Annotated in this window: 15 protein-coding genes; 10 read left to right on the plus strand and 5 right to left on the minus strand. The window is 50.0% G+C overall.

Going from position 1 to position 19,340, the window contains the following annotated elements:
• Window positions 1–178: 178 nt before the first annotated feature.
• From HQN60_RS10315 to purB, 4 genes are all read right to left on the minus strand, one after another.
• Window positions 179–745 carry an elongation factor P gene (locus HQN60_RS10315; RefSeq protein ID WP_173534680.1) on the minus strand — a complete coding sequence of 189 codons (567 nt, stop codon included), beginning with the start codon at window positions 743–745 and terminating at the stop codon, window positions 179–181.
• A 161-nt stretch (window positions 746–906) separates the two neighbouring features.
• Window positions 907–2,040, minus strand: coding sequence for an elongation factor P maturation arginine rhamnosyltransferase EarP (gene earP / locus HQN60_RS10320; RefSeq protein WP_173533561.1), 1,134 nt, complete (start codon window positions 2,038–2,040; stop codon window positions 907–909).
• A 107-nt stretch (window positions 2,041–2,147) separates the two neighbouring features.
• A complete protein-coding gene (locus HQN60_RS10325; RefSeq protein WP_173533562.1) occupies window positions 2,148–3,599 on the minus strand; it encodes a YdgA family protein in 1,452 nt (483 codons plus the stop codon).
• Window positions 3,600–3,662: 63 nt separating this feature from the next.
• Window positions 3,663–5,033, minus strand: coding sequence for an adenylosuccinate lyase (purB, locus tag HQN60_RS10330; RefSeq protein WP_173533563.1), 1,371 nt, complete (start codon window positions 5,031–5,033; stop codon window positions 3,663–3,665).
• 283 nt (window positions 5,034–5,316) lie between these two features.
• On the opposite strand from purB, the gene HQN60_RS10335 reads away from it, so the two are divergent.
• From HQN60_RS10335 to HQN60_RS10380, 10 genes are all read left to right on the plus strand, one after another.
• On the plus strand, window positions 5,317–5,520 hold the full coding sequence (locus HQN60_RS10335; RefSeq protein WP_173533564.1) for a hypothetical protein: 204 nt from the start codon (window positions 5,317–5,319) through the stop codon (window positions 5,518–5,520).
• Between the two features lie 243 nt (window positions 5,521–5,763).
• Window positions 5,764–6,480, plus strand: coding sequence for an energy transducer TonB (locus HQN60_RS10340; RefSeq protein ID WP_173533565.1), 717 nt, complete (start codon window positions 5,764–5,766; stop codon window positions 6,478–6,480).
• 5 nt (window positions 6,481–6,485) lie between these two features.
• On the plus strand, window positions 6,486–7,148 hold the full coding sequence (locus HQN60_RS10345) for a MotA/TolQ/ExbB proton channel family protein (RefSeq protein WP_247646300.1): 663 nt from the start codon (window positions 6,486–6,488) through the stop codon (window positions 7,146–7,148).
• 74 nt (window positions 7,149–7,222) lie between these two features.
• Window positions 7,223–7,639 carry an ExbD/TolR family protein gene (locus tag HQN60_RS10350; RefSeq protein ID WP_173533566.1) on the plus strand — a complete coding sequence of 139 codons (417 nt, stop codon included), beginning with the start codon at window positions 7,223–7,225 and terminating at the stop codon, window positions 7,637–7,639.
• A 169-nt stretch (window positions 7,640–7,808) separates the two neighbouring features.
• The gene (locus HQN60_RS10355) at window positions 7,809–10,025 is read left to right on the plus strand and encodes a TonB-dependent receptor (protein WP_173533567.1); all 2,217 of its coding nucleotides are present in this window, start codon (window positions 7,809–7,811) and stop codon (window positions 10,023–10,025) included.
• 474 nt (window positions 10,026–10,499) lie between these two features.
• Window positions 10,500–11,180, plus strand: a complete 681-nt coding sequence (locus tag HQN60_RS10360; RefSeq protein WP_173533568.1) for a Fe2+-dependent dioxygenase — start codon at window positions 10,500–10,502, stop codon at window positions 11,178–11,180.
• Window positions 11,181–11,266: 86 nt separating this feature from the next.
• Window positions 11,267–12,586 (plus strand): hemolysin family protein, encoded by a 1,320-nt coding sequence (locus tag HQN60_RS10365; protein ID WP_173533569.1) that lies wholly within the window; start codon window positions 11,267–11,269, stop codon window positions 12,584–12,586.
• A gap of 273 nt (window positions 12,587–12,859) precedes the next feature.
• Entirely contained in the window at window positions 12,860–14,101 is a 1,242-nt protein-coding gene (locus HQN60_RS10370) for a DEAD/DEAH box helicase (RefSeq protein ID WP_173533570.1), read from the plus strand.
• Window positions 14,102–14,242: 141 nt separating this feature from the next.
• Window positions 14,243–14,383, plus strand: coding sequence for a hypothetical protein (locus HQN60_RS10375; protein ID WP_173533571.1), 141 nt, complete (start codon window positions 14,243–14,245; stop codon window positions 14,381–14,383).
• 235 nt (window positions 14,384–14,618) lie between these two features.
• Window positions 14,619–17,522, plus strand: a complete 2,904-nt coding sequence (locus HQN60_RS10380) for a phosphocholine-specific phospholipase C (RefSeq protein WP_173533572.1) — start codon at window positions 14,619–14,621, stop codon at window positions 17,520–17,522.
• Window positions 17,523–17,725: 203 nt separating this feature from the next.
• On the opposite strand, the gene fumC is transcribed toward HQN60_RS10380, so the two are convergent.
• The gene (gene fumC, locus HQN60_RS10385) at window positions 17,726–19,114 is read right to left on the minus strand and encodes a class II fumarate hydratase (protein ID WP_173533573.1); all 1,389 of its coding nucleotides are present in this window, start codon (window positions 19,112–19,114) and stop codon (window positions 17,726–17,728) included.
• Window positions 19,115–19,340 lie beyond the last annotated feature (226 nt).

Raw genomic sequence — 19,340 nt, forward strand, 5'->3', positions numbered from 1 at the left:
AGGGGGAACGGTCAAAATAGTTTAGATTGCCAATTTGAATAGCGCATTAATTGTGGTTTGCTGGTGCTGTAACGGGGCAGGGGAATTGAAAGTCTTTTTGCGGGAAGGTGTGCTGTGGATCGACATGACAATAAAAAAGCCACCGCGAACGGTGGCTTTTGGCAGCTTAAACGAGCAATTAAGCAGCGCGTTTTTTGAATTCGTTAGTGCGCGTGTCGATCTCGATTTTGTCGCCGATTTCGATAAAGGCAGCCACTGGCAATTCAAAGTCAGTGCCTTTGAGTTTAGCTGGCTTCATGACTTTACCTGAGGTATCGCCACGAACTGCTGGCTCAGTGTATTCCACTTCACGCACAACCACGGTTGGCAATTCAACAGAGATTGCTTTGCCTTCGTAGAAAGTCACTTGGCATTGGTCTTCCATGCCGTCAACGATCAAGCCACGAGTGTCGCCAAGATTGTCAGCTTCAACGTCGTGCGAGTTAAATTCTGCATCCATAAATACAAACATTGGATCAGCAAAATAAGAGTAAGTGCAGTCAAGTTTTTCTAAAGTGACCACGTCGAGTTTGTCATCAGCGCGGTAAACAACTTCAGAGCCTTGGCTTGATAACAAACCTTTAGCTTTAACTTTAACAACAGATGAGTTACGGCCTGATTTGCTGTATTCAGTTTTTTGCACAACCCAAGGTTGACCATCAACTAAAATCACATTACCAGCGCGAACTTCTTGAGCAGTTTTGATTGCCATTTTTTACATACCTAAAAGCAGATTAAATAGAACGGGTTTTAAGAGTGCGGCGATTTTGTCGGTGTGAACCAGAGCATCCGTTGATGCTTGGCTTTGCTACGGCCAAAAAACATCAATCGAGCCACGTACTTTTAAAACACGCTCGACACAATCGACTATTTTAACTTGGATTGGGTGAACTTGACCAGATTAGTCGCAAGATCTCCGTGTTCCGCTAGTCGAAAAGCCCAGTTTTTGGCGTGTTCTTGCAAGATTGCCCATTGCTGGCGATAGGCCAGCCAACTGGCGGCAACCTCACCCCCTTGATTCCAGCACTGATAAAACGCGGTTAAAGCTGCGGCACTCTGAGTTGGTAAGTCGGCGGTATACAGCGCCAAAAACGCCGCGAGTTTGTCTAAATGGGTATTTTCACTTTGCGGGTAAATTTGCCACACCATCGGTATGCCAGCCCATTGGGCGCGAACAAAACTATCTTCGCCGCGAACAAAGTTTAAATCACAGCTCCACAATAATGGGTCGTAATCGTCTTGGCTGAGCATCGGTAATATAGCGATATGGCACGCGCCGTATTGATACACGTGCCCGATGTATAGCGCTGGCTGATTGAGTAGCTGTGCAATCTGTGGCAATACCTTGCCGGTAGGAATAAACAAATGAATCGGGGTAGGGCTGTCTTTGAGTGCGCTCAGCCAGTCGATCACGGCGGGGTTTTCGTAGGCAAATAAAGAAATAAACACGGTGTCAGCAGTTTCGGCGGGCAATTGCGGCGCCAATTGGCGGCGCAATTGCTGGCTGTCACTGGCCTGCCAGTGTGCTCGGCGCTTGAGCATACTGCGCTCAGCGATGAGTCCGCCGGTGCGCTGGCTAAAGCCGGGAAAGAAAAAGTATTTATTTAAACCCATTTGTGGCGATGGCAAGCCATGGCAACCGGCCACCCAATCTTCGGCGCTGAGGTATTCTAAATTCAGCCAAATGGGCTTGCTTGGCCATTGCTGCATTTGCGCGAGGTACTCGCTAGGTAAATCGCAACCAAAGGCTTCGATGACCACATCGCTAGCGGCGGTGTTTGTCCATTGGCTAGACCAGTGCCTGATGGTGACGCTGTCGAGCTGTTGCTCGGCTAAATCAGGCTGAATTTCTGGCCGAATTTGGGCAAAGCTGGTTAGATCGTCCACCCATAAAGTGACGGCCAACTGATGCTCAGTGGCCAATTGCCGTGCTAGACGCCAACACACGCCAATATCACCAAAATTGTCGACCACGCGACAAAAAATTGTCCAAGTTTGCATTGGCTTTCCTTGCGATTGATGGGGCTTGGCGCAGCGTGTCGGCTGCGCTTAGCATAAAAAACAAAAGGCCCCGTAAATAGGCCTTGAGTTTAAATTGCCGCCGTAATTTATTCGGCCTCTGCGCTGGCTGGTGTTGCCCATGGTAGCGGCACTTTAATGCCGTTCAGAATAAAACTACCTTTATTCAGTGAGGCCGTCGCTGCCAGCAGTTTGCCATCAACGCGAATTAGGTTTTGTTCGGCCAGTTTATTGATTTGTCCTTCGACAAATTGCCCAGCTAGAAAGTCCAAATCGGCCATATTCACTTGGCTATCGGCGCCGCCAAATACATTGCGTGCTTGCCATAGCGCCAAGGTTTCGACGACTTTTCGTGGTACAGAAAAATCGGCTTTAGCGTCGATTTTATTGACTAAATCAACTGGGTTTTCTAAATCTGCTGCGACAAAGCCATTTAAGCCCACTTCACCAGTAAAGCGCAGCGCACCATCGGGGAGTTTGACTTCGAATTTTTTGATCGCCAGTTGCGGATTGTTTTGCAATAAAGGCAGGCCTTGGGTTTTGGCCAGATTAGTCAGCGCGGCCGTCAGTTGGTCACGATCGAGGTTTTGTTTTTGTAATAAGGTGAGCTCGTCACCAATTTTAGCCAAGGTTTTGCCGTGCAAATGATTCGCTTCGGCAATCAACACCGCTGGGCCGTAGGGCTGCTGATCCAGCGTCAAGGTATTGAGATCGATCTTGGCGCTGGCATTGATAAATTCGCCAGCTTCTTTGATGTCGCCCGCGTAAGCCAATTGCTCCAGCTTGAGTTTAAACGGCGTGCCTTCGGTGAGATTGAGGTCGAGCTGGCCGATTTTGGCGGTGGTGCTGCCAATCATTAAGCCGCTGGTGCCGCGCACTTGCGTGATGTTAAAGCTAAAGTCTTTGAGGGCAAATTGGCCTTTGTTTTTGGCTTCGCCTTTTAGGCCCGGCGCATTGGCAATCAGCGTTACGCGGTTAAAGTCACCACCGTAATCGAGGCTGGCGGTGAGACCTTCCCAGTGCGCTTTAATGCCGGACAGGGCTTCTTCGTATTCAAACGCGGGGATGGATAAATTCACAATCCCATCGTCGTTAAAACTAATGCGATTTTCGATTTTAATTGGCTGTTGTTCGCCAAAGAATTTGCTTAAAAATTTCTGAGTATCGGGCGCAAACACAAATTCTGTATTCACTGCAGCCTTATACGGCATGAAATTAAATTGGCTGAGCAAGGGCAGTGGGCCATGCTTGATGTGATTGGTGTACGTCACTGCAAAGGTTTGCAGGGGTTCGCCTTCTTTTTCCAGCATAAAGCGATACAGCTCAGGACGCACTTGCAAGGTGGTGGTTTCAGTTGAGCTAAACCAACCGCGCTGATAGCTGTGCGATTTCACAATGAAATACGGCAAGTTAGCCAGCCAAGCATGTTGCTTTTGCATGGTCTGTTCTACGGCTTGGCCAGCGTAATAGCTGCCCCCGACGTAGGCGATGGCAAGCGCGGCGAAGGTGAGGCTACTGGCCAAAACAACTTTACGTTTCACTGTGAGTTCCTTAAATACGGTAAAAAGAGCCGGGCAGCGCTGCCCGAGCTCTATGCTGCAGACTTAAATACGACGAGCAAGTTCCTCAGCCGTACCAAGGTAGGTGGCAGGCGTTAATACTTTGAGGCGATCTTTGGCGTCTTGCGGAATCGCTAAGCCATCAATAAACACCGCCAGTGCTTCTTTGGTAATGCCGGTTTTGCCACGCGTTAACTCTTTGAGTTGTTCGTATGGGTTAGGCACACCATAGCGGCGCATCACGGTTTGGATTGGCTCGGCCAATACTTCCCAATTATTGTTTAAATCAAAAACCATGGCATCGCGATTGGCCATTAATTTATTCAAGCCTTTTAATGCCGCAACGTAGCCCAGCAAAGTGTAACCCAAACCTACGCCCATATTACGCAATACGGTCGAATCAGTCAGGTCACGCTGCCAGCGTGATACCGGTAATTTTTGGCTTAAATGGAACAATACCGCGTTGGCCATACCGAGGTTACCTTCGGAATTTTCAAAGTCGATTGGATTGACTTTGTGCGGCATGGTCGAAGAGCCAACTTCGTTTTTATTAACGCGTTGCTTAAAGAAGCCCAGCGAAATATAGCCCCAGATGTCGCGGTTCATATCGACCAAAATGGTGTTGGCACGAGCGAAATCGTCGTACAACTCGCTCATGTAATCGTGTGGCTCGATTTGGATGGTGTAGGGATTAAAACTAATGCCTAGGCTTTCGACAAAGCGGCGGCAAAAGCCTTCCCAATCAAAACCAGGGTAAGCCGATAAATGTGCGTTGTAATTACCTACTGCGCCGTTGATTTTACCGAGTAATTCAACTTCGCTAATGCGCGACAATTGGCGCTCTAGACGAAATGCCACGTTGGCCATTTCTTTACCCATGGTTGTCGGCGTTGCCGGTTGGCCGTGGGTGCGGCTCATCATTGGCGCATCAGCGAGCTCGTGAGCTAATTCTTTAAGCTTGGTGATGATTTCCGACAGTTTTGGCAACATCACGCTTTCACGTGCGCCTTTGAGCATCAAGGCGTGTGATAGATTGTTGATGTCTTCAGAGGTGCAGGCAAAGTGAATAAATTCACTGGCTGCAGAGACTTCGGCGTTGCCCGATAGGCGCTCTTTTAACCAGTATTCAACCGCTTTTACGTCGTGGTTGGTGGTGCGCTCGATGGTTTTAACTTCGAGTGCGTGTTCGGTATTGAATTGACTGACGACTGCGTCGAGTTCAGCAATGGTGGCAGCAGAAAAAGGCTTGATATCTTCAAGCGCAGCGTCACTGGCGAGGGCTTTAAGCCAAGCCACTTCAACCGTTACGCGGTTTTTGATCAATGCGTATTCGCTAAAATGAGCCCGTAAATCGGTCAATTGTTTTTCGTAGCGGCCATCAAGTGGCGAAAGTGCGGTGAGTGCTGAAAGTTCCATAATGCCAACCCGTCCGTAGGTCTTGGTCTATCAAAGCGCCGATTCTAACACAGTGCCTTCATCCACTCACAGCAGTGCTTGCGTGTGCGTGACAACACGCATTATGTGGATGGTTTGCACAGCAAAAAATGGAATCGTGACAGTGCTGGCTAATCAGATGAATAATACCGTTGTCTTACAATTTTGGCGTGTTTGTCGCTGTTTTTGGTTTCAATTGTAAGTATCGATCAAGTGACGAGCTGGCCGTTCGAGCTGGCCGTGATAAAACCTATGGAGAGAGTGCATGTCTAGTTATACCCATTTAACCCCTGAATGGCAGCAATGGATTATTGAAAACCTAGAGCGTGGTTGTCAGGCACAAACTTTGGTGCAGACGATGATTGCCAAAGGCTTTGATGCCATGTTTGCCAATGCCATGGTGTTTCATTTTTCATCCAACCTGGCAAAAGAATCGCAAAGTGCCGCGCCACTTAAGGATGCGCATTAATTTGCTACTGGTCTTATTGCTCTTCGTCTTAGGGTATAGCCTGTAAATCTATTTTTATTAAAGGGTACAGGGCTATACCCATCTCATTAAAATCCTTCGTAATCCTTCGTAATCCTTCTTTGCGTGAGTTCTGATTTTTAAATCATCACGCCACACCAGTCAATTGCATCGCCACGGTTCAGCGGCGAAAGATAAATTCAATGGCATATTGCTAATGAGAATGCTTCTTGATAACATACGAGAATGATTCTCGATAACAAATACTCTTTATGTTTGGTGGTGTTGGCCCATGCCGGTTTATTGCATGGGGTGATGAGTACGCCAAGTGCTAGCCGTTTACCCGAGCCGATGCTGCTGCAAGCGATGCCGCTCAGTCAGGGCGAACCCGCGCCAGAACTTAGCAAAGCCGCCGCGCCCGTAGCCAAGCCCAAAGTCAAGCCAGTTACGGCGGCCAAGACGCCTGTGAAAACGGCGGCAAACCCCGTCATCGCCAAAGCCAAGCCAAGTCGCGTTGCGCCTACGCCGGAGCGCACATCGACGATGATGGTAGCCGCGGCAGAGAAAACTACGCCCGCCACTGAAAGCCAAACAGCTGACGCGGTGTCGCAAAGTCGTCCTGCTGCGCAATCGAGTGCTGGGGCGCATGGGCAAAGTGCGGAAGTGGTCGATAGCGTGACTGAGCCGAGCTTTCATGCCAATTATTTAAACAATCCCAAACCACCGTATCCACCACAGTCTTTAGCTCTGGGTGAAAAAGGCGTGGTGATGCTTCGAGTACAAGTGAGCGCCGCAGGCAGTGCCGAAACGGTGAGTTTGCAGCAAAGCAGTGGTTATCCGCGCCTAGATCGGGTGGCGCAGATTACGGTAACGCAATGGCGTTTTGTTCCGGCCAAGCGCGGCCAAGATGCGGTGGCGGGCACGGTGATTGTGCCGGTGCATTTTTCTATTAAAAAGTCTTGAGGTTGATGATGGATTTATCTTTGGTTTTGCATTCGGGTGATCCGATTTTGCAGTCGGTATTTGGTTTGTTGGTGTTGATGTCGATTGTCAGTTGGGTGGTGATTGTGGCGCGCTCACGTTTGCTGTGGGTGATGAAGCGCCATCAGCAGCGCTTTATGAGTCAATTTTGGGAGGCCAGCGATTGGCAAGTTGCGCTTAATTTGGCCGCAAAAAATCAATCGCCCGCCGCCAAATTAGCCACAACGGGTGCCGCTGGTTTGCAGCATTACCGTGCGCACGAAGGCCGTGGTTTGGCTAAAGCGGTGTCGCTGGATGATTATTTAGTGCGGCAATTGCGTACCGGTTTAAGCCAAGAAACCGCCAAGATGGAGCGCGGCCTAACTTGGCTGGCAACGACCGGTTCGGTGGCGCCTTTTATTGGTTTGTTTGGCACCGTGTGGGGGATTTATAACGCCTTGGTCGGCATTGCTGCCAGCGGCAATGCCTCACTCGCCACGGTGGCCGGGCCCATTGGTGAAGCGTTGGTGGCAACAGCCGCCGGTTTGGCGGTCGCGATTCCGGCAGTGGTGGCGTACAACGCGTTTATTCGTGCCAATCGCCGCTTTGGGCAAGAGCTCGATGGTTTTACCCATGATTTGCACGCGCAATTATTAAGCGAAGCACCCTGATGCTAGGCTTGCGGTTGAAAATCAAGTGCTGGCTTGGGCTAGCGCTGGCAATGAATGAATGAAGGAGTTTGATAATGGGTTTTGGTAGTTTTGGGCAGCAAGATGCCGCGCCAATGGCAGAAATCAATACCACGCCACTGGTGGATGTGATGCTGGTGCTGTTGGTGGTGTTTATTGTGACGGCACCGGTGATGACGCATGCCGTCAAAGTGGAATTGCCAAAGGCGACGGCCAGTGTGCAGCAGGTGGTCAAAACGCCGCTGCGTTTAACGCTCAAAGCCGACGGTAGTTTGCTCGATGAGCAAACCGTACTGAATGCCGCGCAGTTGGACGCTAAATTGGCCGCCGTTTTTAAAGCCGATCCGCAGACTGAGGTGCATTTATACGCCGATAAAACCGTGCAGTACGAACGCATCGCGCAAACCATGGCGGCCGCGCAGCGCGCCGGTTTAAACAAAATTGGATTAATGACCAATGGGCAAGGAGGCTGATTTGTCCTGTTAACTGAAGTGATTGAGTAAAGGCCCGTTGTCACCCCCTGCTAGGCACTGAATGCGCTTAGGGGAGGGCTGACATCGACGTTTACACCAACAACTTACCCTCGTTTTGGCGGTTAACCCCGCCTTTTTTTTGTTCAAAAATTGATTAATAGAGAAACTCATGCGAGATAAATCAGGTATTCGGCACTTTGCCAAATTCCCCGCAGCAGCAGCGTTGTTCAGCGCCGTTGCCGGCGGCGTTCATGCCAATGAGGCGGTATTAGCGCCGGTTGAAGTGAGTGCTGAAGCCAATCAAAATGGCACTTCTAATACGTATAACGCGCCAACCGTGAGTGTGGGCCGTATGCAGCAAGATACCCTTGATGTGCCGCAATCGGTGACCACCATTACCCAAGAATTAATGCACGATCAAGACGCCAACACGGTCAAAGAAGCGCTGCGTAATGCCGTTGGCGTGACTTTTAATGCTGCTGAAGGCGGCGCCAGTGGCGATGGCATTCGTATTCGTGGTTTTGGCGCTTCCAATGATTTGTATCTCGATAGTTTCCGCGATGCGGCGCAATACAATCGCGACACCTTTTTTATTGATTCGGTCGAAGTATTACGCGGCCCTGCGTCGATGTTGTTTGGCCGTGGTTCAACCGGTGGCGTGGTGAATCAAGTGAGTAAAAAAGCCTTTAAAGGCGATTTAAACCAAGTGACCACCACTTTGGGAACCGATGCGTATTACCGCGCCGAAGGCGACTTTAATAAAGCCATTAACGACAACACCGCCATTCGCTTGAATGTAATGGGGCAAAAAGCCGATAGTTTCCGCGATGGCGCCGAGATGAATCGTTGGGGCGTGGCGCCGACGGTGACCTTTGGTATTGGCGAGCCGACTCAGTTGAGCGTGATGTATTTGCATTACGAAGAAAATAATGTGCCCGATTATGGCGTGCCGTATTACCGTAAAAGTGCGTCGATTCATGGTACCGATCAGCCGATTGGCAACGTCGATCAATTTTATGGCTTACGCGACTTTGATTCGGAAGACACCGTGGCCGATATGCTGAGTTTGAATTTTCAGCATCAAATTACCCCTAATTTATTGCTCAAAAACGGCACGCGTTTGGGTAAATATCAGCTTGATTTACGCGCCAGCGCACCGGGCTTGCAATTTGCCAGCCCTTCTGACGCTTTAAGCGACAGCACCAAGGTCACTCGTGGCCGTAAATTGCGGATGCGCGATCAAGAAATTATCTCCAATCAAACCGATGTGTTGTGGGATGTCGAAACCGGCACCATCCGCCACAGTATTTTGGCGGGGATGGAATTAACGCGCGAAAAACTCACCAGCACTGGCCGCATGCAGTTAGATCTCACCGGCACGGCTAAACCCAATGATGCTGGTTTAAGACCATGCATTATGCCGTCGACCACCGTGGGCAATCCAAACTTAGGCGGCGCGCCCAATTGCAGCGCACCAGTTAATACCGTTGCCGCGCATTCAACGGCCGATACGGTGGCGTTTTACTTGCAAGACATGATTGATTTAAACCCGCATTGGAAAGTGTTACTTGGCGCACGTTATGATCATTTCAAAGCTGAAACCACCAATGAATCCTTCACCAAGCTGCCTGCTGCGATCAATACCGGTCGTACTGATAATGTATGGAGCTGGCGCACTGGCTTGATTTATCAGCCGACTGCGGTGCAATCGTATTATGTGTCGTACGGTACGTCGTTTAATCCATCGGCTGAAGCGTATTCAACCGATCCAAAGAGCGCGCTGACCGATCCAGAAAAAAACGCCAACTACGAAATCGGCGCCAAGTTTAATTTGTATGACGGTCGTTTGGCCTTGCGTACGGCGATTTTCCGTACCGAGAAAACCAATGAACGCCAAACCGATATTGAGCCCGGTGTGGTGAAACCGTATTTGCTGTCGGGTCGCCGTTATACCGACGGGATTGAGCTCGAAGCCGCTGGGCAGTTGAGCGCCGATTGGCAAATCTTTGCTGGGGTGGCGTTGATGGATCCGGTGGTTGCCGAGATTGCTAATCCACAACGTAAATATCAAGAAGGCAATCTGCCGGACAATGCGCCGCGCTATACCGCCAATTTGTGGACCACGTATCAAATCGACGGCAATTGGAAAGTCGGTGGCGGCTTTAACGCCATGGGCAAGCGCTACACCAATTTGGACAATATCGTGAACCTGCCAGGCTATGTGCGTTGGGATGCGATGGCCGAATGGAATCACCGTGATGTTAGCGTGCAGCTCAATGTGTACAACTTATTTGATACCGACCATTACGAAGGTTTGTATCAAGGCTTCACTTTACCGGGCACTCAGCGTTCTGCTCGTTTAAGCGCCAGCTATAAGTTTAATTAAGTCGTCACACCACGGCAGCAAAGTCCACATCAGTCCAAATCATGGATGCAGGGCTTTGCTGTTGCTGGTTTTTGTTATTGCTTTTGGTTTGTTCGGATAACGTGTTGATGGTGTGCCTGCGGCACCGATGTTTGCAGTCGCAGTCCGCGACGGGGACTCACTTTCTTTGCGTCGCCAAAGAAAGTAAGCAAAGAAAGGCGACCCGAGCGCGCATCGGTCCCCGATGCCCTCGATTGTCGTGAGCCAAACGATAAAACGGTTTGTCTCTCTCCTCACTCGGTGCGCTTGGACGGGGTTTAAAGCCCAGACCAACGAGCGTGGCACAGCATTAACACTCAATTCGAATATTTTTATTTTGGGTATAGCCATGAAGTCATTAATTATTATGACTTAGCTGGATATACCTTTGATGAATATTGCAAAGTTCGCCGAATTTTGTTGCGCTTCGCTTTATGTTTGAATTTGGAGTTTTGTATGTTGTTACACATCCCCGCAGTACTTGATTTGGCGACCGTTAAAGCCTGCCGCGAGCGCTTGGATCAAGCCGATTGGTTGGATGGGCGAATTACCGCTGGCAGTCAGTCGGCCAAAGTCAAAAACAATCAGCAATTGGCCAACGATGAAGCCAATGCCGTGGCCGTGCGGGCGGTGATTTTGGCGGCGCTGGCTAAAAATGATTTGTTTTTTTCTGCCGCTTTACCCAAGCGCATTTTTCCTCCGTTATTTAATCGCTATGGCGAAGGTATGGGCTTTGGCATGCACGTTGATAACGCCATGCGCCGTATTACCGACACTGGTGAATGGGTGCGCTCGGATTTATCGGCGACCTTGTTTTTTTCCGAGCCCGATGAATACGATGGCGGTGAGTTGGTGATTGAAGACACTTACGGCGTACACGAAGTCAAACTCGCCGCCGGCGATATGGTGCTGTATCCATCGAGTAGTTTGCACCGCGTTGAGCCGATTACCCGAGGCCATCGCGTGGCGTCTTTTATGTGGCTGCAAAGTATGATTAAAGACGGGACTGAACGCGGCTTATTATTTGATTTGGATCGTAATATTCGGCAGTTACGCCAAGATATGGGCGACACGGAAACGGCGATTTCAATGACCGGGATTTACCATAATTTGCTACGAAAATGGGGTGACATTTAAAAATACCACGCTAAACGGTCGCACTTGCATTGAATTTTTTCGCTTTGTCCGCATCTAAACTCATTATTTATAATTTGGATTGATTCATGGAAGTGTTCATGCTGCTGGGGCTGATTTTGCTAAATGGCCTATTTGCAATGTCGGAGTTGGCCTTGGTTAGCTCACGCAAAGCGCGGCTTAGCAAAATGGCAGAAGCAGGAAATAAAGGCGCTGCAGCGGCTTTAAAGCTGGCCGATGAACCAACTAAATTCATGTCTACGGTGCAAATTGGCATTACCTCGATTGGGGTTTTAAGCGGTATTGTTGGTGAATCGGTGCTGGCCGAACCATTTGCCCTGTGGCTCATCCAATCGGGCATGCGCCCTGAACTCAGTACCACGATTGCCACGGTGCTGGTGGTGATGTCGGTGACGTATTTTTCTATTGTGTTTGGTGAATTGGTTCCCAAACGTCTTGGGCAAATCAGTCCAGAAAAAATTGCCTGCTTAATCGCTCGGCCGATTCAGTTTTTAGCTTTGATCTCACGCCCCTTTGTGCACTTACTCACTGGCTCAACCAAAGGTGTGCTTAGCTTATTGGGGGCTGATCAAAATACCCAACAAAGCGTGACGCAAGATGAAATCGATGCCGTGCTACACGAAGGCTCGGCGGCCGGTTTAATCGAAGAGCACGAGCACACTATGATGAAAAATGTGCTGCGTTTAGACGATAGAAAAGTGGCGTCTTTGATGGTGCCGCGCTCAGAAATGGTGGTGCTTGATTTAGATGACTCGGTCGCACAAAACATGGCGATAGTGTCTGAAGCGCGTTATTCACGCTTTCCAGTATGCCAAGATGGGCTAGATAATTTGCTCGGCATTTTAAGCGCGAAAGACATTTTGCAAAAAATGCTCAAAGGCGAGTCGATTGATTTATCCAGTAATTTACAGCCTTGCGTGTTTGTTCCCGAAACGCTGAGCGGTTTAGAGCTACTTGACCAAATGCGAACCTCCGGCGTGGAAATGGTCTTTTTGATCGATGAATACGGCGAAGTGCAAGGCTTGGTCACATTGCAAGACGTGCTGGAAGTATTGACCGGCGAATTTACCACTGAGGACAGTAGTGATGCTTGGGCGGTGCAGCGGGTGGATGGCTCGTGGTTGCTCGATGGTTTGATTCCGATTCCAGAGCTCAAAGATCGTTTGGCTTTACCGAGGGTGCCCGATGAAGAAAAGGGCAGTTACCATACCTTAAGTGGCTTGGTGATGCTGCTGTTGGGGCAAATGCCAAGAACCGGTGATATTGCGCAATGGGAAAACTGGCAGTTTGAAGTGGTTGATATGGATGGTCGCCGCATCGATAAAATCCTCGCTACCGAAAAACCAGTAACGCCGATTGACGAGATAAGTAAAAATACTGATGGCTAGGGTATTGCTGCTTTTGGCTTGTAAATAAAGGTCTGCATAGATATACCTACTGCTTGTGGCGCTGGTTTTGAAATTCAGTATTTGATTGAAGCTGCATTGTTTTTATCAACCATCAATGCCGCTGCGCAACATGCGTAGCGGCTTTTTTGTGGCTGGGAACAGGGCGATTCATGGTTTTGTCTTGCCGTTGGCTAAGCCAAACCGCGATGTTTTTCGTCCAGTGGCCCCCTCACTTGGTATCATGCACGACATATTCTTTGATTAAGGCCTGCTATGCCCTTTAGCGCTTTGGGTTTATCGCCCGCTCTAGCCCTTGCTGCCAGCAAGAAAAAATTCCTTCAGCCTACGCCAATTCAAGCCGCGGCAATTCCGGCGATTTTACGTGGTGAGGACGTGCTGGCGCAGGCGGCGACTGGATCGGGTAAAACCGCGGCTTTTGCTTTGCCTTTATTGCAATTGGTGCAAGGCGCTGGGCGTAAGGTGTTGATTTTGGTGCCAACGCGTGAGTTGGCGATGCAGGTGGGGCAAGAAATCAAATCGCTGGTACAAATGCTGGCGACGCCAATTAAAGTCGTTGCTGTGTTTGGCGGGGTGTCGATCAATCCACAAATGATGCAATTGCGCGGCCGCGCGGATGTGTTGGTGGCCACACCGGGGCGTTTGCTCGATTTGATCGGGCAAAATGCGATTAAGCCCGAAGCCTTTACCACGTTGGTGCTCGATGAAGCCGATCGCTTGCTGGATATGGGCTTTAGCGAAGAAATTAATCGCATTTTGGCCTTGCTACCCAGCCAGAGACAAAATTTATTATTCTCGGCAACCTTTCCAAGCAATGTTAATGCGCTGGCCGATGCCATTTTGCAGCAGCCAACGCGAATTATTATCGAAAACAACGCTGAAAATCGCCCGGATATTTTGCAGCGTGCGATTGTGGTGGATGAAGCGCAGCGCGCTGATTTATTGGTGCAGTTGATTTTGGATAGTGGCGATGCGCGGGCTTTGGTGTTTGTTGCATCGAAAAATATCGCGGAACAATTAGCGCGCTATTTAGCCAGTGCCGGAATTAAAGCTGCGCCGTTTCATGGTGAATTTAGCCAAGGTCGGCGTAGCCAAGTCTTGGCGGAATTTAAATCCAGTAATCTACAAGTGGTGGTGGCAACCGATTTAGCTGGGCGCGGCATTGATATTGACGACTTGCCGTGCGTGATTAATTTTGACTTACCGCGCTCGCCCGCCGATTACACCCACCGTATTGGCCGCACTGCCCGTGCCGGTGGCAGTGGCGTGGCGATTAGCTTGGTGACGCCGCACAGTGAAGCGCATTTTAGACTGCTGGAAAAACGCCTTGAAATGCGAATTGTACGCGAGCATATCGATGGTTTTATCGCGCAAGAGCAAGCCGTTGCTGGTTCGGGTGAGGGCGGGATTAAAGGCGCCCGAATGAGTAAAAAAGATAAATTACGCGCCGCAGCCGCCAGAGCGCAGCAAGAAGGGCATGAGCCAGACTCAAACTGACAGCAAGGCGCTAGGGTTTTTCAGGCAGCAAATAAACCTCCGATGATCCAGCCAAATGGCGCCGTTGAGCGCTATTTAGACCGATTTCAATCTGGAGAGGGCTATAGCTAAAGCTGGATGAATCGATAAAGGAGTAGGACGATGAAAATCCTCTTAATGCTGGCCTTGGTGTTTACTTTTGTCGCTGGTGCCGTCCGCGCCGCAGAAAAAGAATACACCGCGCCTTCGGCCGCCGAGCAAGCCAATGAAGCGGCGAAACACGCTGGCTCAATGGGTAGCTAATTGCGTTGCCGACAACTCAAAAGCACAGCGTCTTAAATTAACCACAGGGCACCTTCGGGTGCCCTGTTTTTATTGCTGTTGCATATTCTGAGGCGTCAGCTTACGGCATCAGGCGGCGCGAGCTATTTGCAGCTTGGATGCGGAACGAATTGGCGTATGTCATATAAATTTGATTTGGCCGTGATAAAACTTCAATACATCTAGACGACGATGCTGACTTTTCTAAGGAGAAGTCATGGGGTTCGATCGTCGTCAGTTTTTAAAATATGCCAGCGCCAGCGGCGCATTAGCCGCTTTGCCTTTGAGCGTGCAACGCGCTTTAGCCGCAGGGACTAGTAGCGGTAGTTTGTCTTCGGTGGCGCATGTGGTGATTTTGAGTCAGGAAAACCGCTCTTTCGATCATTATTTAGGCACGCTCAATGGCGTGCGTGGCTTTAATGATCCACATCCATTACGCCAACCCGATGGCAGTAGCGTTTTTGCGCAAAAAAATGCCAATAATCAGCCCATTTGGCCGTTTCGCCTCAATAGCAAAACCAGCAATGGTCAATGCATGGTTGATGTGACGCATGATTGGGTTTCTGGCCGTAATGCATTTAATGGCGGGCAAATGAATCAATGGATTGCCAATAAAGGCAATTATGCGATGGGTTATTACCAGCGCGAAGACATTCCTTTTCACCACGCTTTATCCGATGTTTTTACTACGTGCGATCATTTCTTTTGTTCGAGTAATACCAGTACCAATCCCAATCGCTTATTTTTAATGAGCGGCAGTAATGGCCAAGGGCTATGGTCTGCAGGCGCGGTCATGGACAATAGCGAAGTGATTCCATTTACCTGGACCTCCTATGCCGAGCGGCTGCAAGCGGCGGGTGTCAGCTGGAAAATGTATCAAGAGCAAGATAATTATGATGACAATGCGCTAGCGTGGTTTACCAAGTTTAAAACCGCACTGCCTAGTTCACCTTTGTATTTAAACGGAATGGTTAAGCGCAGCCGCGATGCATTTGCTCAAGATGTGACCAACAATACGTTGCCGGCGGTGAGCTGGATTATTGCCCCTGCGGCATTGTCTGAGCACCCAGCCCATGCACCAAATGCTGGCGCCAATTACGCCAAGATTTTTTTAGATGCGCTGGCGAGCAATCCCGCAGTGTGGGAAAAAACCGTATTTATTTATACCTATGACGAAAACGGCGGGATATTTGATCACGTTGTGCCGCCCACAGCGCCGATTGGTACAGCCAATGAGTGGAAAAACGGTTTTCCGCTGGGCTTAGGCCACCGTATGCCAACGTGGCTGATTTCACCGTGGAGTATTGGCGGTTATGTCTATAGCCAAACGTGTGATTTAACCTCGACGATACGCTTTTTAGAAAAATTCACCGGCGTGCAAGAACCGAATATCAGTGCGTGGCGGCGTAGTGTCTGTGCTGATTTAATGGATGGCTTTGATTTTACGGCCAGCCCTTATGCCTATCCAACCGGCGTACCCGATACCGCCATTTTGGCCAGTGATGCCGCTTTTGCCTGTAGCAGTTTGCCGGCCGCGAAACCGAATGGAGAAACCGCCGTGCCGATGAGTTCGGCTGGTGGTTCGCGACCATTACGCCCAGTGGCGGTGCAAGTCAATGTCGATGCCGTGGTGGATGTTGCGAGTAAAAAAATCACGCTGCAAATGAGTAATAGCGGGGCGCAAGCGGCGGCTTTTGATATTCATGGCTATCAAAGTTTGGTGTTTAATCCGATTTTTGTCACCGTACCGAGCAACAGCGCACAAAACCAAGTCATTGAGGGTGCCGCCGCCAGTGCTGGGCAGTTTGATTTGGCAATTCATGGGCCAAATAGTTTTTATCGACGCTTTGCCGGTAGTTTATTGCCCAATGCTTGGCAAAATGGCGCTTATCCGCAAATCAGCATGGTGCCCAATTTGAGTGGTGGTTTTATCACGCTGCAGGTGCAAAATCGCGCCCCAGCGGTGTTAACGCTGTATGTCGATGACTATCTAACTGGGCAACGCAGCCAGCAAGTGATTGGCGCGAATGCCAGCGCTAGCTGGACGATTGCAACGCTGAATAATTGGTATGACGTGATGATTTTGCTCGCCAATGACAGTAGCGGCCGGTTTATTTATGAATACTGCGGTCATATCGAAGGCGGTATCAGCCAAACGTATCCGGGCCGCTTGCCGATAGCGGGTGTGACAACGCCAACGCCAAGTCCGGCACCCACGCCAACTCCGCCGGTGCAAGCGCCGTTTACCGCCGCCTTACTGAGCCAAGTGAGTCATTATTATCAATTTGAAAACACCCTCAATGATGAGATCGGTAATGCGGCGTTAACGCCCGTTGGAGCCGTAGGGTATAGCGCTGGCGCCAAATATTTATCTGCCTTGCAGCTTGATGCCACTAAGGGTAGTGCTGCATTTATGCCTTTTGATCCGAGTGCCGCTGATTTTACGCTCGGGTTTTGGGTCAAAATGCCAAGCAATATGGGCAGCAATATGTGCAGTGTGGTGGCCAATAAAGACTGGGCATCGGGCAAAAATATCGGTATTTCAATTGGCCATTCGGGCGATGGTCGCTTTAAATTTAATATTGGCGATGGCACCAATCGCGCGGATACGTATTTAGGCATGGTCACTGGCGCTTGGGTGTATGTGGCGATTGTGCTTGAGCCAGCGCAAAAACGCATGCGCTGTTATGCCAGCAATGCGGCCGGTTTGATTGGTGAGAGTGTGCTGTCGTACGCCAATGTGACGGGCAAAATCATCCCCAGTTATCAGCGTTGGGCGCTCAATGAAGACGCCCGTGGTGATTACTATAAGCGCTATCCGAAAGAAAAATTTGTCTTGGCTTTTGACGATGTTGCCGTGTGGAATCGCGCTTTACCAGCTAGCGAAATTCGTGCTATTGCCGCGGCCAATCAACCATTGCAAACGCTGCGTAGCGTGACGATGAGCGGCAAAACACTTAGCTGTGCTAGCCCTTGGCAAAGCCAGATGAGTTATCCAGCGGGTAGTGTTGTCACTGATCAAGGCCATCAATATCAAGCCAAATGGCTCAGTCAAGGCGAGCGGCCAAGCCGCAATACCGGTAGCGCTATGCCGTGGCAAGATTTGGGCGCCTGCCAGTAATTGCTTCAGTCATGCTCTAGTCATCGCTTGAAATTGCTCGACTGATCATCAGGGTTGGATAAAGAAAAAGGGCCGCGGTTGCGGCCCTTTTTGCGATGATTGCGCTGTGTAGCCAGTGCATGTCGCCAACGATGCATCGCTTCTTAGACCTTGCTTGAGCGCTAAACCCGTGTCAGCAGCGGTCACGCCGACGGTAGCCGATTTTAGGAATGCGTCATCGCTTTGGCATTCACCCAGGTATCAAATTGCTCGCCGGTTAATAGACCTAAATCCAGCGCGGCTTGTTTTAAAGTGCAGTTTTGTTTCAGGGCGTATTTGGCGATTTCTGCCGATTGATCGTAGCCCAAATGCGGGCTGAGCGCGGTGACCAGCATTAAGGATTGTTCAAGCAGTGCGGCAATATGCTCGCGCTGCGCGCTGATGCCGACAATACAATGCGTTGTGAGGCTCGCCATACCATCGCGCAAAAGGCGCAAGCTTTGCAAAAAGTTATAAGCAATTAAGGGCTTAAAAACATTAAGTTCAAAATTGCCCGATGCCGCGCCGATGCTGATGGCGACATCGTTGCCTAATACTTGGCAACACAGCATCGTCATTGCTTCGCATTGGGTTGGATTGACTTTGCCGGGCATGATTGAGCTGCCCGGTTCGTTTTCAGGTAATTGCAATTCGCCCAAGCCACAGCGCGGGCCAGAGGCTAGCCAGCGAATATCATTGGCGATTTTAATTAAGGCCGTGGCCAAGGTTTTCATCGCACCATGCGCGCTAACCATCGCATCGTGCCCAGCTAAAGCGGCAAACTTATTGCTGGCGCTTTCAAAGGGTAAACCCGTGTGCAGCGCTAATTCGGCCGCAACGCGAGCGCCAAATTGTGGATGCGTATTGAGCCCAGTGCCAACGGCGGTACCACCAACGGCCAATTGGCATAAGGACGGTAAACTGAGTTTGAGCATGCGTTCGGCGTGCTCTAGCTGGCTATACCAGCCGGATATTTCTTGCCCTAGCGTGATCGGAGTGGCGTCTTGTAAGTGCGTGCGACCGATTTTGACAATGTCGGCAAACTCGGCCGACTTGCTGCGCAGGCTTTCAATCAGACGGGCCAAATTGGGTAATAACTCATCTTGCATCCCTTGTGCGGCAGCAACGTGCATCGCGGTGGGGAAAATATCATTACTCGATTGCCCAAGGTTAACGTCGTCATTGGGGTGCAATAATCGCGCCGCGCCGCGCGAGCCGCCGAGTAATTCAGACGCTCGATTGGCGAGCACTTCATTCATATTCATATTGCTTTGTGTGCCTGAACCTGTTTGCCAAACCAAGAGGGGAAACGCCGCTGCGTGTTGCCCAGCGAGCACTTCATCGGCAGCGGCAATAATTGCGTTGGCTTTACTGCTGTCGATTAATCCCAGTGCTTGATTACTGGCCGCGCAGGCGCGCTTCACGCGCGCTAAAGCTAACATCAGTTCGGGCGGCATCCGCTCAGTCGAAATATGAAAATGCATTAAAGAGCGCTGTGTTTGCGCGCCCCATAGCGCCGAATCTGCGACTTGTATGGCGCCAAAAGAATCGGTTTCGATGCGGTAGTTACTCATGATCTTGGCCTGTGGCGAGTTGATCATTTGGTATAGCGCAAGCGAGCCAGCGTTGCCGTCTGAACGCCAAGCTGGCGCCACTTCAGCGTGTAAATAGCTCAAATAAGTAGGCGGTTTTTTACGCTAAGTGTAATTTTATGAAAAGCTATTTTCTCACTTGTTTGCTGCTTATCGTGATGTTTTTTATGGTTATTTTTGTGGTCTGAAACGCGGTAGTTAACACAAT

Origin of the sequence: Deefgea piscis, from assembly GCF_013284055.1 — a bacterium.
GTDB classification, from domain to species: Bacteria; Pseudomonadota; Gammaproteobacteria; order Burkholderiales; family Chitinibacteraceae; genus Deefgea; species Deefgea piscis.

Bases quoted from the DNA above. Each gene is read 5' to 3' on its own strand.
- earP (WP_173533561.1), bottom strand. From the start codon at position 2,040: ATGCAAACTTGGACAATTTTTTGTCGCGTGGTCGACAATTTTGGTGAT.
- purB (WP_173533563.1), bottom strand. From the start codon at position 5,033: ATGGAACTTTCAGCACTCACCGCACTTTCGCCACTTGATGGCCGCTAC.
- HQN60_RS10335 (WP_173533564.1), top strand. From the start codon at position 5,317: ATGTCTAGTTATACCCATTTAACCCCTGAATGGCAGCAATGGATTATT.
- HQN60_RS10340 (WP_173533565.1), top strand. From the start codon at position 5,764: ATGATTCTCGATAACAAATACTCTTTATGTTTGGTGGTGTTGGCCCAT.
- HQN60_RS10345 (WP_247646300.1), top strand. From the start codon at position 6,486: ATGATGGATTTATCTTTGGTTTTGCATTCGGGTGATCCGATTTTGCAG.
- HQN60_RS10350 (WP_173533566.1), top strand. From the start codon at position 7,223: ATGGGTTTTGGTAGTTTTGGGCAGCAAGATGCCGCGCCAATGGCAGAA.
- HQN60_RS10355 (WP_173533567.1), top strand. From the start codon at position 7,809: ATGCGAGATAAATCAGGTATTCGGCACTTTGCCAAATTCCCCGCAGCA.
- HQN60_RS10360 (WP_173533568.1), top strand. From the start codon at position 10,500: ATGTTGTTACACATCCCCGCAGTACTTGATTTGGCGACCGTTAAAGCC.
- HQN60_RS10365 (WP_173533569.1), top strand. From the start codon at position 11,267: ATGGAAGTGTTCATGCTGCTGGGGCTGATTTTGCTAAATGGCCTATTT.
- HQN60_RS10370 (WP_173533570.1), top strand. From the start codon at position 12,860: ATGCCCTTTAGCGCTTTGGGTTTATCGCCCGCTCTAGCCCTTGCTGCC.
- HQN60_RS10375 (WP_173533571.1), top strand. From the start codon at position 14,243: ATGAAAATCCTCTTAATGCTGGCCTTGGTGTTTACTTTTGTCGCTGGT.
- HQN60_RS10380 (WP_173533572.1), top strand. From the start codon at position 14,619: ATGGGGTTCGATCGTCGTCAGTTTTTAAAATATGCCAGCGCCAGCGGC.
- fumC (WP_173533573.1), bottom strand. From the start codon at position 19,114: ATGAGTAACTACCGCATCGAAACCGATTCTTTTGGCGCCATACAAGTC.